Raw genomic sequence first — 14,925 nt, 5'->3', positions numbered from 1 at the left:
TGGCAGTATGCAAGCAGGTTGAGCGTGTCGTCAGGTGTGAAGGATGCGATTTACAGCAAGCGCAGCAAGGTATTTAACGGGTTGCAGAAAACGAAACGAAAAATGCGGGGCACCTTCAGAATGAAAGCGACAGAGACAAAAAAAGCACCCGCAGGTGCTTTCTTTCGAACCCAGTTTAACCGGCTGGCTAAACTCAGTTGCCGTAAATATTGGCGCGATCGCGCAGTTCTTTACCCGGCTTAAAGTGTGGAACGTACTTACCTTCCAGCTCGACTTTATCGCCAGTTTTCGGGTTACGCCCGGTACGTGGAGCACGATAGTGCAGAGAAAAACTACCGAAACCGCGGATTTCAATGCGCTCGCCCTGGGCAAGAGTGGAGGCCATATGCTCCAGCATCTCTTTTACGGCATCTTCCACTGCCTTGGCAGGGATATGCGGTTGCTGACTGGCAAGTCTTTCAATCAATTCTGACTTGGTCATGATTCCTCCGGTTCCTTTCAAACCAATTAGCTGAACAGCTCATTAAACAAGGGCGGCCGTAGCCGCCCTTTGTTATTGATTACAGGACGAATCCTGCAATCTGTCAAGTTTGCTCCTCATCCTTCGCGCTGTAAATGCGTTACAGCGCAACTGATGCTGAGAACCTGATATTACTCGCCTTTAGCTGCTTTGAAAGCTTCAGCCATTGCGTTGTTAGAGAAGTTTGCATCTTCCTGTTTGTTAACAGTTGCGATTGCATCTTTCTCATCAGCTTCGTCTTTAGCACGAACAGACAGGCTGATTGCACGGTTCTTACGGTCAACACCGGTGAACTTAGCTTCAACGTCGTCGCCTACGTTCAGAACCAGAGTGGCATCTTCAACGCGGTCACGTGAAGCTTCAGAAGCGCGCAGGTAACCTTCAACGCCGTCAGCCAGTTCTACGGTTGCGCCTTTAGCGTCAACTGCAGTCACTTTACCGTTTACGATTGCGCCTTTCTTGTTCAGTGCAACCCAGTTGTTGAACGGATCTTCTGCGAGCTGTTTAACGCCCAGGGAGATACGCTCACGCTCTGCGTCAACCTGCAGAACAACTGCAGCGATTTCGTCGCCTTTTTTGTATTCACGAACTGCTTCTTCGCCTGCAACGTTCCAGGAGATGTCAGACAGGTGAACCAGGCCATCGATGCCGCCGTCCAGGCCGATGAAGATACCGAAGTCAGTGATAGACTTGATTTTACCTTCAACACGGTCGCCCTTGTTGTGGGTTTCCGCGAACTGCTGCCATGGGTTGTTTTTGCACTGTTTCAGGCCCAGGGAGATACGACGACGTTCTTCGTCGATATCCAGAACCATCACTTCCACTACATCACCAACGTTAACAACTTTGGATGGGTGGATGTTTTTGTTGGTCCAGTCCATTTCGGAAACGTGCACCAGACCTTCAACGCCTTCTTCGATTTCAACGAAGCAGCCGTAGTCAGTCAGGTTGGTTACGCGACCAGTCAGTTTAGTACCTTCTGGGTAACGCTTAGCGATAGCTACCCATGGATCTTCGCCCAGCTGTTTCAGGCCGAGGGATACACGAGTACGCTCGCGGTCGAACTTCAGCACTTTAACAGTGATTTCGTCGCCCACGTTCACGATTTCGCTTGGGTGCTTAACGCGTTTCCACGCCATGTCGGTGATGTGCAGCAGGCCATCAACGCCGCCCAGGTCAACGAATGCGCCGTAGTCAGTGAGGTTCTTAACGATACCTTTGACTTCCATGCCTTCCTGCAGGTTTTCCAGCAGCTGATCGCGTTCTGCGCTGTTTTCGGATTCGATAACGGCACGACGGGAAACAACAACGTTGTTACGCTTCTGGTCCAGCTTGATTACTTTGAACTCAAGCTCTTTGCCTTCCAGGTGCAGAGTGTCACGAACTGGACGAACGTCTACCAGAGAACCTGGCAGGAACGCACGAATACCATTCAGCTCAACAGTGAAGCCACCTTTAACTTTGCCGTTGATAACACCGACCACAGTTTCAGCTTCTTCGTAAGCTTTTTCCAGCGTGATCCATGCTTCGTGACGTTTCGCTTTCTCACGAGAAAGCAGGGTTTCACCGAAGCCGTCTTCTACTGCGTCCAGAGCAACGTCAACTTCGTCGCCAACCTGGATTTCCAGCTCGCCCTGGGCGTTTTTGAACTGCTCTGCCGGAATGGCGGACTCAGATTTCAGACCGGCGTCAACCAGTACTACGTCTTTGTCGATAGCAACAACAACACCGCGAACGATGGAACCCGGGCGGGTTTCGATTTCTTTTAAGGATTCTTCAAACAGTTGAGCAAAAGATTCAGTCATGTTTAATCTTCAGGTTAATATTAACGTCCACCTGGCTCCGTGCCGGATGGGGTTGTTTCACATACCCGCCGTCAATCCATTGCAGCGGGGGTACTGCTAAATCGGTCGCGATTACGCGAGTGCCAGTTTTTGGCGCGCATATTGTAGCGCTTTTTCAATCACTTGCTCAATAGTTAAACTGGTTGAATCCAGAACTAATGCATCTTCTGCTGGAACAAGTGGGGCGACGGCGCGGTTACGATCGCGGTCATCGCGCTCTTTTATCTCGGATAAAAGGCGATCAAAGTTAACACTAAACCCCTTTTCCTGCAACTGAAGCATGCGGCGTTGCGCACGTTCTTCCGAAGAGGCGTCAAGGAAAATTTTCACAGGTGCATCAGGGAAGACCACGGTTCCCATATCACGTCCGTCCGCGATCAGACCCGGGGCTTCACGAAACGCGCGCTGACGACGCAACAGCGCCTCGCGAACGCGCGGGAAGGCCGCGACCTGCGAGGCCGCATTCGCCACTTCCTGAGTACGGATTTCCCCGCTCACGTCTTCCCCTTCAAGGATGACTTCCAGGTTGCCATCGGTTGACACGAAGCGCACATCCAGATGCGCAGCCAGCGGAACCAGCGCCTCTTCAGACGCGACATCCACGTGATGATGCAGCGCGGCCAGCGCCAGCACGCGATAGATTGCTCCCGAATCTAAAAGATGCCATTGCAATGCTTCCGCCATCGCTTTGCACAGAGTCCCTTTCCCTGCGCCACTCGGCCCATCAATGGTGATTACCGGGGCAATTGCCGTCATCTTTTTCTCCTTAAATAAGGCATACCGTTTACATGAACGCCGCGCATTATACGCGCCAACGTGCGCAACTGTTACCTTTGCGTGCAAATTACGGAATGATTGAAGCAGAGTGTAGAAGAAATGAGCGGAGGTGTTCGTAATGAAGCGTAAGCAAATGCCGCATCGAGTGATGCGGCAAGGCGTTATCAGGCCAGCGTGCTAATGCGTGCCAGCTGTTCAAAGTAGTCCGGGAAGGTTTTCGCGGTACATTTCGGGTCAAGGATCGTGACAGGCGTATCTGACAGCGCCACCAGCGAGAAGCACATCGCCATACGGTGATCGTTGTAGGTTCCGATTTCCGCAAACTGCAGTTTTGCAGGAGGCGTGACGCGAATGTAGTCTTCGCCCTCTTCCACCTCGGCACCGACTTTTCGCAGCTCTGTCGCCATCGCGAACAGGCGGTCCGTCTCTTTTACGCGCCAGTTGTAGATGTTACGCAGCGTGGTCGTGCCTTTGGCGAACAGCGCCGCCGTGGCAATGGTCATCGCCGCATCCGGGATATGGTTCATGTCCATGTCGATGGCGTTCAGCTCACCGTGGGTACAGGAGATAAAGTCATCGCCCCAGGTGACAATGGCGCCCATTTTTTCCAGCACGTCCGCAAAACGGATGTCGCCCTGCACGCTGTTACGGCCAATACCGGTCACTTTTACCGTTCCGCCCTTAATCGCACCCGCGGCCAGGAAGTAGGACGCGGATGACGCATCCCCTTCAACCAGGTAGTTGCCCGGAGACTGGTACTGCTGTGCCCCGCGCACCACGAAGCGCTGATAAGACTGGTTTTCCACCTCAACGCCGAAAGTTTTCATCAGGTGCAGCGTGATATCAATGTACGGTTTGGAGACCAGCTCGCCTTTAATCGTGATAACTGTATCCTGCGGGGCCAGCGGCGCGGTCATCAGCAGTGCCGTCAGGAACTGGCTGGAGACGCTGCCGTCAACCTCGACGTGACCGCCGGTAAAACCGCCGCGCAGACGCAGTGGCGGATAGTTTTCCTGCTCCAGATAGTCAATCTGCGCGCCGCCCTGACGCAGGGCATCCACCAGGTGACCAATCGGGCGCTCTTTCATGCGCGGCTCGCCGGTCAGCACAATATTGTTGCTTCCCAGGCACAGGGCCGCCGCCAGCGGGCGCATAGCGGTACCCGCGTTGCCCAGAAAAAGCTCAAGCTCTTCACCCGAGCGCAGCGCGCCGCCGTTGCCGGTCACTTCGCAGCGGGTACGATCGTCGGAGAGAGTGTAATGAACACCCAACGCTTTCAGCGCATTGAGCATATGGCGCACGTCATCGCTGTCCAGCAGGTTTGTGAGGACGGTGGTGCCGTTTGCCAGAGCTGCCAGCAGCAGAGCGCGGTTCGAGACACTTTTTGAACCAGGCAGATTGATGGTGCCATCTACCCGCGCGATAGGTTGTAACGTCAGGGATTCCATGAAAACTAAACTCTCAACTCAACATAATAAAAACCCCGCAGGGGCGCTGCGGGGGTGAAAAACAGCAAATTAACCGTGACGACGTTCGAAGTCGATCATGAAATCCGTCAGGGCTTTAACGCCTTCCAGCGGCATCGCGTTATAGATGGAGGCGCGCATGCCGCCCACGACACGGTGACCTTTGAGCGCGTGCAGGCCTGCCGCGAAGGACTCTTCCAGGAACACTTTGTCCAGGTTGCTGTCCGCCAGCTGGAACGGTACGTTCATGCGGGAACGGTTAGCGTTCGCCACATCGTTGCGGTAGAAATCACTCTTGTCGATCACGCCATAAAGCAGTTCAGCTTTCTGCTGATTTACTTTGTCCATCTGCGCCACGCCGCCGTTTTGCTTCAGCCATTTGAAGACCAGGCCGGAGAGGTACCAGGCAAACGTCGGTGGGGTGTTGAACATAGAATCGTTGTCGTTCAGCACGGTGTAATCGAGAATCGACGGGCAGGATGTATGTGCTTTACCCAGCAGATCTTCACGCACGATAACAATCGTCAGGCCTGCAGGGCCGATATTTTTCTGTGCGCCCGCGTAGATCACGCCATAACGGCTGACGTCAATTGGCGCAGACAGAATGGTGGAGGAGAAGTCAGCGGCAACCACGACATCGCTGCCGAAGTTTGGCGTCTCGTCGATGGCAATCCCATCAATGGTTTCGTTCGGGCAGTAGTGCAGATACGCTGCATTATCAGAAAGCTGCCACTCGCGCATTGGCTTCACGGCGCGCAGACCGTCAACGGTCACTTTGGCGTCGATCACATTCGGCGTGCAGTATTTTTGCGCTTCTTTAATGGCGCTTGCTGCCCAGTAACCCGCATCAACGTAGTCAGCCGTCGTTTTGTCACCGAGGATATTCAGCGGAATACCCGCAAACTGGCCGCGTCCACCGCCGTGACAGAACAATACTTTGTAGTTCGAGGGAATATTCAGCAGATCGCGAAAATCCTTTTCTGCCTCTTCTGCCACCTGAATAAACTCTTTACCCCGGTGGCTGATTTCCATCACCGACGTACCGAGACCGTTCCAGTCACAAAGTTCCTGTTGAGCCTGTTTAAGCACGTCTGCCGGTAACATTGCCGGACCTGAACTGAAATTAAAGACTTGAGCCATTTCCCCTCACCACGCTAAAAGCCATAAGTTATAACTGTGGATATCGGTTTTATCATTCAGTGACACGCGCCGCAATGTCTAAAACTTATGACCCGTGAAATGTGCCCCGCGTCACACAAAACAATCTGCCGCCTCGTTAAGACAAAACCGACAAAATGGCTGTCAGGTGATGCGTTTGGCCCGGCTAACCTTCGTCCATTCCGGATTTGCGCAGCGAGGGCATAATTGACGATCCCCCGGCTGCATCGCGACGACATGGCTACATCTTACGCAAGCATACTCGCCTGATTCAGGCACCGTTCTGAAACGCTCAATGAGCATATCCGGCAGGATACACAGCCCCGGCTTCACCTCGTCGTCAGAATAGTAATAAACGCTGATCTGCCCATTAGTTTCCATGATCGCCAGACGCACCTGCCCGAGCTGTTCCACGCTGTTCAGGCGTAGCTCCATAAAGAACTCAAACTCGGTCATATTGGCGCTTTGTACATTTTCCCAGGCCAGCTGTCCGTCCTCGACGATAACGACCGGCTTCCCTTCAAGCAGATCTTCCAGCTTTTCGCTTTTCGACATCAGCCACATGACAAGACGATAAAGTAGCGCCAGTGAGACAAAAACGATAAACACCGGCACCATCGGCACATCATCATAGAAGGCGACGTCCCCCGCCGCTGAACCCAGCGTCAGAATAATCAACACCTCAAAGAGCGACATCTGCCGTACGCCGCGACGGCCGGTGATTTTAAGAAACAGGAAGACAAGTACGAAGGTATACAGGCTGCGCAGCGCCACTTCGCCCAGAAATTCAGGAGGAACTTTATCAAACGCCATCCGCTGGAGATCAAATGCTTTCATTTTTCTATGCCTTAACAGTCAGTTACTGCCACTAAGCATAGTCCAGCCATTTATTTTCGCCGAAGATAGCACCCGTCACGCAAAACCCGTATCATTGCGCGCTTTACGTACGATAAAAGTGACCGCCATGACTCAAACGTTTATCCCCGGCAAAGACGCCGCCCTGGAAGATTCCATCGCTCGCTTCCAGCAGAAACTGACCGACCTGGGTTTTAACATCGAAGAAGCCTCCTGGCTCAATCCGGTGCCTCATGTCTGGTCCGTGCATATTCGCGACAAAGAGTGTGCCCTGTGCTTTACCAACGGTAAAGGCGCGACAAAAAAAGCGGCACTGGCCTCTGCGCTGGGTGAGTATTTTGAGCGTCTGTCCACCAACTATTTCTTCGCTGATTTCTGGCTGGGCGAGACCATCGCTAACGGCCCGTTCGTTCACTATCCAAATGAAAAATGGTTCCCGCTGACCGAAGATGACGAACTGCCGAAAGGTATTCTCGACGCTCGCCTGCGTGCCTTCTACGATCCGGACAACGAACTAACCGCCAGCATGCTGATCGATCTGCAGTCCGGTAACGAGGATCGCGGTATCTGCGCCCTGCCGTTTACCCGTCAGTCTGACGAGCAGACCGTTTATATCCCGATGAACATCGTCGGCAACCTGTATGTGTCCAACGGTATGTCCGCCGGTAATACCCGCAATGAAGCGCGCGTTCAGGGTCTGTCTGAAGTCTTTGAACGCCACATCAAAAACCGCATCATCGCTGAATCCATCAGCCTGCCTGAAATTCCGGCAGAGGTGCTGGCGCGCTACCCGGGCGTGGTGGAATCCATCGCCAAACTGGAAGCAGAAGGTTTCCCAATCTTTGCCTATGACGGCTCTCTGGGCGGTAAGTACCCGGTCATCTGCGTCGTGCTGTTTAACCCAACCAACGGCACCTGCTTCGCCTCCTTCGGCGCGCACCCGGACTTCGGCGTGGCGCTGGAGCGTACCGTTACCGAACTGCTGCAGGGCCGTAGCCTGAAAGATCTCGACGTCTTCACCCCGCCCACGTTTGACGATGAAGAAGTGGCCGAGCATACCAACCTTGAAACCCACTTCATCGATTCCAGCGGCTTAATTTCCTGGGATATGTTCAAGCAGGACGCCGACTATCCGTTCGTGGACTGGAGCTTTGCCGGAACCACGGAAGAAGAGTTCGCTACGCTGATGGCGATCTTCAACGCGGAAGATCAGGAAGTGTACATTGCCGATTACGAGCATCTTGGCGTCTACGCGTGCCGCATTATTGTTCCGGGCATGTCCGACATCTACCCTGCTGAAGATCTGTGGCTGGCGAATAACAGCATGGGCGCGCACCTGCGCGAAACGCTGCTGGCACTGCCGGGCAGCGAATGGGAGAAAGAAGATTATCTGAACCTGATCGCTCAACTGGACGAAGAAGGCCACGATGACTTCACCCGCGTACGCGAACTGCTGGGTCTGGCGACCGGTAAAGACAACGGCTGGTATACCCTGCGTATCGGTGAGCTGAAAGCAATGCTGGCCCTGGCGGGTGGCGATTTGGATCAGGCTCTGGCCTGGACCGAGTGGACCATGGAATTCAACCAGTCGGTCTTCTCTGCCGAGCGCACCAATTATTACCGCTGCCTGCAAACCCTGCTGCTGCTTGCACAGGAAGAGGATCGCGAACCGCTGCAATACCTGAATGCTTTCGTGCGTATGTACGGCGCTGAAGCCGTAGAAGCAGCCAGCGCGGCCCTGAGCGGCGAAGCGCCGTTCTATGGCCTGCAGGCTGTTGATAGCGATCTGAAAGCCTTCCCGGCGCATCAGTCACTTCTGCAGGCCTACGAAAAGCTGCAGAAAGCAAAAGCCGCTTACTGGTCAAAATAAGCGCACATAACATTACCAGCAGTAGGCGTATTCAATCGTCTGGGCTATATTACGGGGCAATTTCATTGCCCCGTTTTTTATTTTCTTCGGCAATGATTGTTGATTGTAATAATAAAGTTAAATACGGGTAAATATAATAATATTGATCTGGGCTTTACTGTTACTTTTTATGGTTAATACTCCATATTAATTAACTGCTTCAGAGGTGGCTGAACGAAAAAATTCAACTCTTTTCATAACTTTTAAAATTTATTTTTATACGGATAATCAAATACTTACTCCGCATTTGTCGTAAAACCATACGCACTGCGGGCCTATAAGCCAGGCGAGATATGATCTATATCAATTTCTCTTCTATAATGCTTTGTTAGTATCTCGTCGCCGACTTAATAAAGAGAGAGTTAGTGTGAAAGCTGACAACCCTTTTGATCTTTTACTCCCCGCTGCAATGGCTAAAGTTGCCGAAGAAGCGGGTGTCTATAAAGCAACGAAACACCCGATGAAGACGTTCTATCTGGCGATCACGGCTGGTGTGTTCATCTCTATCGCTTTCGTCTTCTACATCACCGCCACCACCGGTACAGCCGGAATGCCTTTCGGCATGGCCAAACTGATTGGCGGCATTTGCTTCTCTCTGGGTCTGATTCTCTGCGTCATCTGCGGCGCCGACCTCTTCACCTCAACGGTGCTGATTGTCGTGGCCAAGGCCAGCGGAAGAATTACCTGGGGTCAGCTGGCACGTAACTGGCTTAACGTCTACGTGGGTAACCTGGTTGGCTGTCTGCTCTTTGTTTTGTTGATGTGGCTTTCTGGCGAGTACATGACCGCCAACGGTGGCTGGGGCCTTAACGTCCTGCAAACCGCCGACCACAAAATGCACCACACATTTATCGAAGCCGTTGCTCTCGGCATCCTCGCTAACCTGATGGTCTGCCTGGCTGTATGGATGAGCTACTCGGGTCGTAGCCTGATGGACAAAGCCTTAATTATGGTTCTGCCGGTTGCGATGTTCGTTGCCAGCGGCTTTGAGCACAGTATCGCGAATATGTTCATGATCCCAATGGGCATTGTTATCCGCGACTTTGCGAGCCCGGAGTTCTGGACCGCAGTTGGTTCATCCCCGGAAAGTTTCTCTCACCTGACTATTATGAATTTCATTACTGATAACCTGATCCCTGTCACTATCGGGAACATTATCGGTGGGGGTCTGTTAGTTGGGTTGACATACTGGGTCATTTACCTGCGTGGCGACGATCATCATTGATGGTTTTCTCAGGCAGTAAATAAAAAATCCACTTAAGAAGGTAGGTGTTACATGTCCGAGCTTAATGAAAAGTTAGCCACAGCCTGGGAAGGTTTTGCGAAAGGTGACTGGCAGAATGAAGTAAACGTACGTGACTTCATTCAGAAAAACTATACCCCGTATGAAGGTGACGAATCCTTCCTGGCTGGCGCAACTGACGCGACCACCAAGCTGTGGGACAGCGTAATGGAAGGCGTTAAACTGGAAAACCGCACTCACGCGCCAGTTGATTTTGACACCTCCGTTGCTTCCACCATCACTTCTCACGATGCTGGCTATATCAACAAAGCCCTTGAGAAAATCGTTGGTCTGCAGACTGAAGCACCACTGAAACGCGCAATCATCCCGTTCGGTGGCATCAAAATGGTTGAAGGTTCCTGCAAAGCGTATAACCGCGAGCTGGACCCAATGCTGAAAAAAATCTTCACCGAATACCGCAAAACCCACAACCAGGGTGTATTCGATGTTTACACCAAAGACATTCTGAACTGCCGTAAATCTGGCGTTCTGACTGGTCTGCCAGATGCGTATGGCCGTGGCCGTATCATCGGTGACTACCGTCGCGTTGCGCTGTACGGTATCGACTTCCTGATGAAAGACAAATACGCTCAGTTCGTGTCTCTGCAGTCCGATCTGGAAAACGGCGTAAACCTGGAAGCGACTATCCGTCTGCGTGAAGAAATCGCTGAACAGCACCGCGCGCTGGGTCAGATCAAAGAGATGGCGGCTAAATATGGCTGCGATATCTCTGGTCCTGCTACCAACGCTCAGGAAGCTATCCAGTGGACCTACTTCGGCTACCTGGCCGCAGTTAAGTCTCAGAACGGTGCAGCAATGTCCTTCGGTCGCGTATCCACCTTCCTGGATGCGTACATCGAACGTGATATCAAAGCAGGCAAAATCACCGAGCAAGACGCTCAGGAAATGATTGACCACCTGGTCATGAAACTGCGTATGGTTCGCTTCCTGCGTACTCCAGAATACGATGAGCTGTTCTCCGGTGACCCAATCTGGGCAACTGAATCCATCGGCGGTATGGGCGTTGACGGCCGTACTCTGGTAACCAAAAACAGCTTCCGCTTCCTGAACACCCTGTACACCATGGGTCCTTCTCCGGAGCCAAACATCACCGTTCTGTGGTCTGAAAAACTGCCTCTGAACTTCAAGAAATTCGCCGCTAAAGTGTCTATCGATACCTCTTCTCTGCAGTACGAGAACGATGACCTGATGCGTCCGGACTTCAACAACGACGATTACGCTATCGCTTGCTGCGTAAGCCCAATGGTTGTTGGTAAACAAATGCAGTTCTTCGGTGCGCGTGCAAACCTGGCGAAAACCATGCTGTACGCAATCAACGGCGGCGTTGATGAAAAACTGAAAATGCAGGTTGGTCCTAAGTCTGAGCCGATCAAAGGCGACGTTCTGAACTTCGATGAAGTTATGGACCGCATGGATCACTTCATGGACTGGCTGGCTAAACAGTACGTCACCGCGCTGAACGTTATCCACTACATGCACGACAAGTACAGCTACGAAGCCTCTCTGATGGCGCTGCACGACCGTGACGTTATCCGCACCATGGCGTGTGGTATCGCTGGTCTGTCCGTTGCTGCTGACTCCCTGTCTGCAATCAAATATGCGAAAGTTAAACCAATTCGTGACGAAGACGGCCTGGCTGTTGACTTCGAAATCGAAGGTGAATATCCGCAGTTTGGTAACAACGACTCTCGTGTTGATGACATGGCGGTTGACCTAGTAGAACGTTTCATGAAGAAAATTCAGAAACTGACTACCTACCGTAACGCTATCCCGACTCAGTCTGTTCTGACCATCACCTCTAACGTTGTGTATGGTAAGAAAACCGGTAACACCCCAGACGGTCGTCGTGCTGGCGCGCCATTCGGCCCAGGTGCTAACCCAATGCACGGTCGTGACCAGAAAGGTGCGGTTGCCTCTCTGACCTCCGTTGCTAAACTGCCGTTTGCTTACGCGAAAGATGGTATCTCTTACACCTTCTCTATCGTGCCAAACGCGCTGGGTAAAGACGACGAAGTGCGTAAAACTAACCTCGCGGGTCTGATGGATGGTTACTTCCACCACGAAGCGTCCATCGAAGGTGGTCAGCACCTGAACGTGAACGTTATGAACCGTGAAATGCTGCTCGACGCGATGGAACACCCTGAGAAATATCCTCAGCTGACCATCCGCGTATCTGGCTACGCAGTACGTTTTAACTCCCTGACTAAAGAACAGCAGCAGGACGTTATCACCCGTACTTTCACTCAGTCCATGTAAGTGGAATTGACTGAAATCACGCGTTAACAAGCGTACAATAAAGGCTCCACGTCAGTGGGGCCTTTTTAGCACCCTCTCCACCTCAGTCTCTTTTGTCCGCTATCTATACTGAATGGATAACAGCCAAAACAGACTTAACACAGCCGGCTTTGAGCTGTGCATACACAGGCCCGGGACGGGCCGATGATGGAGATATCACCGCAATGTCAACTATTGGTCGTATTCACTCCTTTGAATCCTGTGGCACCGTCGATGGCCCGGGTATCCGCTTTATCACCTTTTTCCAGGGCTGCCTGATGCGCTGCCTGTACTGCCATAACCGCGACACCTGGGACACGCACGGCGGTAAAGAAGTCACCGTCGACGATCTGATGAAAGAGGTGGTGACCTATCGCCACTTTATGAACGCCTCCGGCGGCGGCGTCACCGCATCCGGCGGTGAAGCCATTCTGCAGGCTGAATTTGTCCGCGACTGGTTCCGCGCCTGCCGCAAAGAAGGCATTCATACCTGTCTCGATACCAACGGCTTTGTACGTCGCTACGATCCGGTGATTGACGAGCTGCTCGAAGTGACCGATCTGGTGATGCTCGATCTCAAACAGATGAACGATGAGATCCACCAGAACCTCGTTGGTGTTTCAAACCACCGCACGCTGGAATTTGCCAAATACATTGCCGATAAAGGCATTAAAACCTGGATCCGCTACGTGGTGGTGCCTGGCTGGTCAGATGACGACGACTCCGCGCACCGCCTCGGGGAATTTACCCGCGATATGGGCAACGTCGAGAAAATCGAGCTTCTACCCTATCACGAGCTGGGTAAACATAAGTGGGTGGCAATGGGTGAAGAGTACAAACTCGATGGCGTGAAGCCGCCGAAGAAAGAGACGATGGAACGCGTCAAAGGTATTCTTGAACAGTACGGCCACAAGGTAATGTATTAAAGAAAGGCCCGGTGAGAACCGGGCCTTTTTATATTCTATTTAAAGACGCCGTTAATAACGGACGTCACAATAGCTGTACTCAGTGCAATTAAGACCAGGTCGTCACCCACTACGCGCCATTCATAACCGGGATAGGAAGGAAGCTGGTCCAGCATTGAGGCCGGCACGGCCTTCTTCGCAATACCCGGAGGCAGTGGTTTACCGCGCGCCAGGTTTTTTGCGATCCCCGGAGGCAGAGACTTATAGCCCGTTAAGCCGTAATTCACGGCCAGATGGCGGGCATGATCGAAGCTCACGCGAGCATCAACGTCATTACCGACATCTTTGCTGTTTTTGAAGTTCTTATCCGATTTACCAGGGTTATCCTGACCGTTATTTTGTTTATTACCATGGTTACCGGCGTTACCAGAATTCCCGTTACCATGATTGCCGCTGTTACCCTGTCCGCCTCCGTTTCCGTGACCATTGCCATTCCCGTTGCCAGGATTAGCCATGACCGGAGCCGTTGCAAACGTTAAAGACAACACTACGGCCAGTGCGGTAGTGGAAAAACGACGAATAGACATGATTGCTGCCTTATTGTGGTAGGACTCACCTGAATTATCGTCCGGCGCAATAAACAAACAATAAGTAAAACTCTGAGTTGTGATGGGGACAAAAAAGCCTGTCATCGACAGGCTTTTAATTCATCAGGCATGTGCCACCGGCGTTGGATGTTCGCCCGCTTTACGCAGCAGCATTAACAGATAAATAAACGACACGCTGGCGATCATGATAAACAGTAAATTATCGGAGTAATTCTGCATCAGCATCGCGGTAAACGTCGGCCCTAACAGGCTACCGATGGTATAGCTCAGTAACAGCGCCTGGTTCATTGCCACCAGCTGGTGATGTTCTACTTTCTCACAGGCCCAGGCCATCGCAACCGGATAGAGCGTAAAGCCGGCGGCCCCGAGAATAAACAGCGCAGGCGCCATCGCGGCGTTGCTGAGCATGGCAAGGCATCCCATGATAACCACGAAGACCTGAACGCGCAGCACCAGCAGACGACCGAAACGATCCGCCAGACGGCCAATCGGCCACTGCCCGACAATACCCGCGCTTACCATGACCGCCATCCAGAAGCCAATTCCGGAATCGCTGACGCCCTGATGATTCAGATAGAGCGGCATCAGGCCATAGAGCGAGCCCAGTACAATCCCCGAGATAATGCAGCCGTTAACGCCCAGACGCGCCTGACGGAGTCTGAGCATTGGCCAGACGTGTGTCGCTTCCTGATGCTTGCTGTTCTGGTTCACAATGCGCGTGAAGAGCAGCGGCAGGATCGCGGCCAGCACCATGCCCGTTACCCACGGCAGAACGCTCATCAGGTCGGTTGGCAGCTTGCTGACCATCAGTTGTCCCAGCACGGTGCCGACGTAGTAAACCATCATATAGGCCGCCAGCAGGCGACCGCGATTGCGGGTGGTGCCGCTGCACATGAGCGCACTTTCAACCACCACCCAAATCATCGCGCAGCCTACGCCAGCGATAAAGCGCCATGCCATCCAGCTCCAGAAGCCGACCATCAGGCCCAGTCCCGCACACCCGGCGGCGAAAATCAGCGAGGCCAGATAATAGCTGCGGTTAAAGCCAAAGCGCTTAATCAGGCTCCCGGTCACCAGCGTACCCAGCAGGTTCCCGGTAAAAAAGGACGAGCTGACCATACCCACCTGCCAGGTCGGTAAGTTTTCATGGGCGAGCCACAGCGGGACGAGCGTATTTAACACTGCGATCGCCAGGGTCAACAGAAGCAGGCCACAGAGCAACAGCAGCACTGGCCGGGTATAGGTGGTCATGGATTAAAAACCGTGAGGAAGTTCAGATTTCGTGCGCATCATGCCACTGGCAAAA

12 protein-coding genes are annotated in these 14,925 nt (G+C 52.7%); 4 read left to right on the top strand and 8 right to left on the bottom strand.

The features are described 5' to 3' along the window. Positions 1 to 193: 193 nt before the first annotated feature. The 6 genes from ihfB to AC0TN7_RS18555 form a co-directional block, all read right to left on the bottom strand. The gene (gene ihfB / locus AC0TN7_RS18580) at positions 194 to 481 is read right to left on the bottom strand and encodes an integration host factor subunit beta (RefSeq protein ID WP_008499965.1); all 288 of its coding nucleotides are present in this window, start codon (positions 479 to 481) and stop codon (positions 194 to 196) included. A gap of 170 nt (positions 482 to 651) precedes the next feature. Beyond that, positions 652 to 2,325 (bottom strand): 30S ribosomal protein S1, encoded by a 1,674-nt coding sequence (gene rpsA, locus AC0TN7_RS18575; protein ID WP_008499966.1) that lies wholly within the window; start codon positions 2,323 to 2,325, stop codon positions 652 to 654. Positions 2,326 to 2,436: 111 nt separating this feature from the next. Further along, positions 2,437 to 3,120: a (d)CMP kinase gene (cmk, locus tag AC0TN7_RS18570; protein WP_024907794.1), complete on the bottom strand. Its 684-nt coding sequence runs from the start codon at positions 3,118 to 3,120 to the stop codon at positions 2,437 to 2,439. A gap of 185 nt (positions 3,121 to 3,305) precedes the next feature. Beyond that, the gene (gene aroA / locus AC0TN7_RS18565; protein WP_024907795.1) at positions 3,306 to 4,589 is read right to left on the bottom strand and encodes a 3-phosphoshikimate 1-carboxyvinyltransferase; all 1,284 of its coding nucleotides are present in this window, start codon (positions 4,587 to 4,589) and stop codon (positions 3,306 to 3,308) included. Between the two features lie 69 nt (positions 4,590 to 4,658). Beyond that, the gene (gene serC, locus AC0TN7_RS18560) at positions 4,659 to 5,747 is read right to left on the bottom strand and encodes a 3-phosphoserine/phosphohydroxythreonine transaminase (RefSeq protein WP_473702335.1); all 1,089 of its coding nucleotides are present in this window, start codon (positions 5,745 to 5,747) and stop codon (positions 4,659 to 4,661) included. A gap of 162 nt (positions 5,748 to 5,909) precedes the next feature. After that, positions 5,910 to 6,602 (bottom strand): DUF421 domain-containing protein, encoded by a 693-nt coding sequence (locus AC0TN7_RS18555; RefSeq protein WP_023310994.1) that lies wholly within the window; start codon positions 6,600 to 6,602, stop codon positions 5,910 to 5,912. 127 nt (positions 6,603 to 6,729) lie between these two features. Here AC0TN7_RS18555 and ycaO point away from each other — a divergent pair, with 127 nt between their 5' ends. The 4 genes from ycaO (at position 6,730) to pflA (ending at position 13,032) form a co-directional block, all read left to right on the top strand. Further along, on the top strand, positions 6,730 to 8,490 hold the full coding sequence (gene ycaO, locus AC0TN7_RS18550; protein WP_463726901.1) for a 30S ribosomal protein S12 methylthiotransferase accessory factor YcaO: 1,761 nt from the start codon (positions 6,730 to 6,732) through the stop codon (positions 8,488 to 8,490). Positions 8,491 to 8,896: 406 nt separating this feature from the next. Beyond that, complete coding sequence (gene focA, locus AC0TN7_RS18545) at positions 8,897 to 9,754, top strand: formate transporter FocA (RefSeq protein ID WP_008499974.1); 858 nt, start codon at positions 8,897 to 8,899, stop codon at positions 9,752 to 9,754. Positions 9,755 to 9,805: 51 nt separating this feature from the next. After that, positions 9,806 to 12,088: a formate C-acetyltransferase gene (gene pflB / locus AC0TN7_RS18540; RefSeq protein WP_024907798.1), complete on the top strand. Its 2,283-nt coding sequence runs from the start codon at positions 9,806 to 9,808 to the stop codon at positions 12,086 to 12,088. A gap of 203 nt (positions 12,089 to 12,291) precedes the next feature. Then, positions 12,292 to 13,032 carry a pyruvate formate lyase 1-activating protein gene (gene pflA / locus AC0TN7_RS18535; protein WP_024907799.1) on the top strand — a complete coding sequence of 247 codons (741 nt, stop codon included), beginning with the start codon at positions 12,292 to 12,294 and terminating at the stop codon, positions 13,030 to 13,032. A 35-nt stretch (positions 13,033 to 13,067) separates the two neighbouring features. Here the strand turns inward: pflA and AC0TN7_RS18530 are convergent, their stop codons facing one another. Then, positions 13,068 to 13,598, bottom strand: coding sequence for an anti-virulence regulator CigR family protein (locus AC0TN7_RS18530; RefSeq protein ID WP_048027194.1), 531 nt, complete (start codon positions 13,596 to 13,598; stop codon positions 13,068 to 13,070). 123 nt (positions 13,599 to 13,721) lie between these two features. Further along, positions 13,722 to 14,870 (bottom strand): MFS transporter, encoded by a 1,149-nt coding sequence (locus AC0TN7_RS18525; RefSeq protein ID WP_420277989.1) that lies wholly within the window; start codon positions 14,868 to 14,870, stop codon positions 13,722 to 13,724. Between the last annotated feature and the right edge of the window lie 55 nt (positions 14,871 to 14,925).

It is taken from the genome of Enterobacter sp. PL_is511 (assembly GCF_055816065.1).
The sequence above is the reverse complement of the archived record's forward strand: the minus strand, read 5'-3'. Positions and strand labels throughout refer to the sequence as shown.

What these genes read in the sequence shown, in the direction of transcription:
- ihfB (WP_008499965.1), bottom strand. Translation starts at nt 481, where the DNA reads ATGACCAAGTCAGAATTGATTGAAAGACTTGCCAGTCAGCAACCGCAT.
- rpsA (WP_008499966.1), bottom strand. Translation starts at nt 2,325, where the DNA reads ATGACTGAATCTTTTGCTCAACTGTTTGAAGAATCCTTAAAAGAAATC.
- cmk (WP_024907794.1), bottom strand. Translation starts at nt 3,120, where the DNA reads ATGACGGCAATTGCCCCGGTAATCACCATTGATGGGCCGAGTGGCGCA.
- aroA (WP_024907795.1), bottom strand. Translation starts at nt 4,589, where the DNA reads ATGGAATCCCTGACGTTACAACCTATCGCGCGGGTAGATGGCACCATC.
- serC (WP_473702335.1), bottom strand. Translation starts at nt 5,747, where the DNA reads ATGGCTCAAGTCTTTAATTTCAGTTCAGGTCCGGCAATGTTACCGGCA.
- AC0TN7_RS18555 (WP_023310994.1), bottom strand. Translation starts at nt 6,602, where the DNA reads ATGAAAGCATTTGATCTCCAGCGGATGGCGTTTGATAAAGTTCCTCCT.
- ycaO (WP_463726901.1), top strand. Translation starts at nt 6,730, where the DNA reads ATGACTCAAACGTTTATCCCCGGCAAAGACGCCGCCCTGGAAGATTCC.
- pflB (WP_024907798.1), top strand. Translation starts at nt 9,806, where the DNA reads ATGTCCGAGCTTAATGAAAAGTTAGCCACAGCCTGGGAAGGTTTTGCG.
- pflA (WP_024907799.1), top strand. Translation starts at nt 12,292, where the DNA reads ATGTCAACTATTGGTCGTATTCACTCCTTTGAATCCTGTGGCACCGTC.
- AC0TN7_RS18530 (WP_048027194.1), bottom strand. Translation starts at nt 13,598, where the DNA reads ATGTCTATTCGTCGTTTTTCCACTACCGCACTGGCCGTAGTGTTGTCT.
- AC0TN7_RS18525 (WP_420277989.1), bottom strand. Translation starts at nt 14,870, where the DNA reads ATGACCACCTATACCCGGCCAGTGCTGCTGTTGCTCTGTGGCCTGCTT.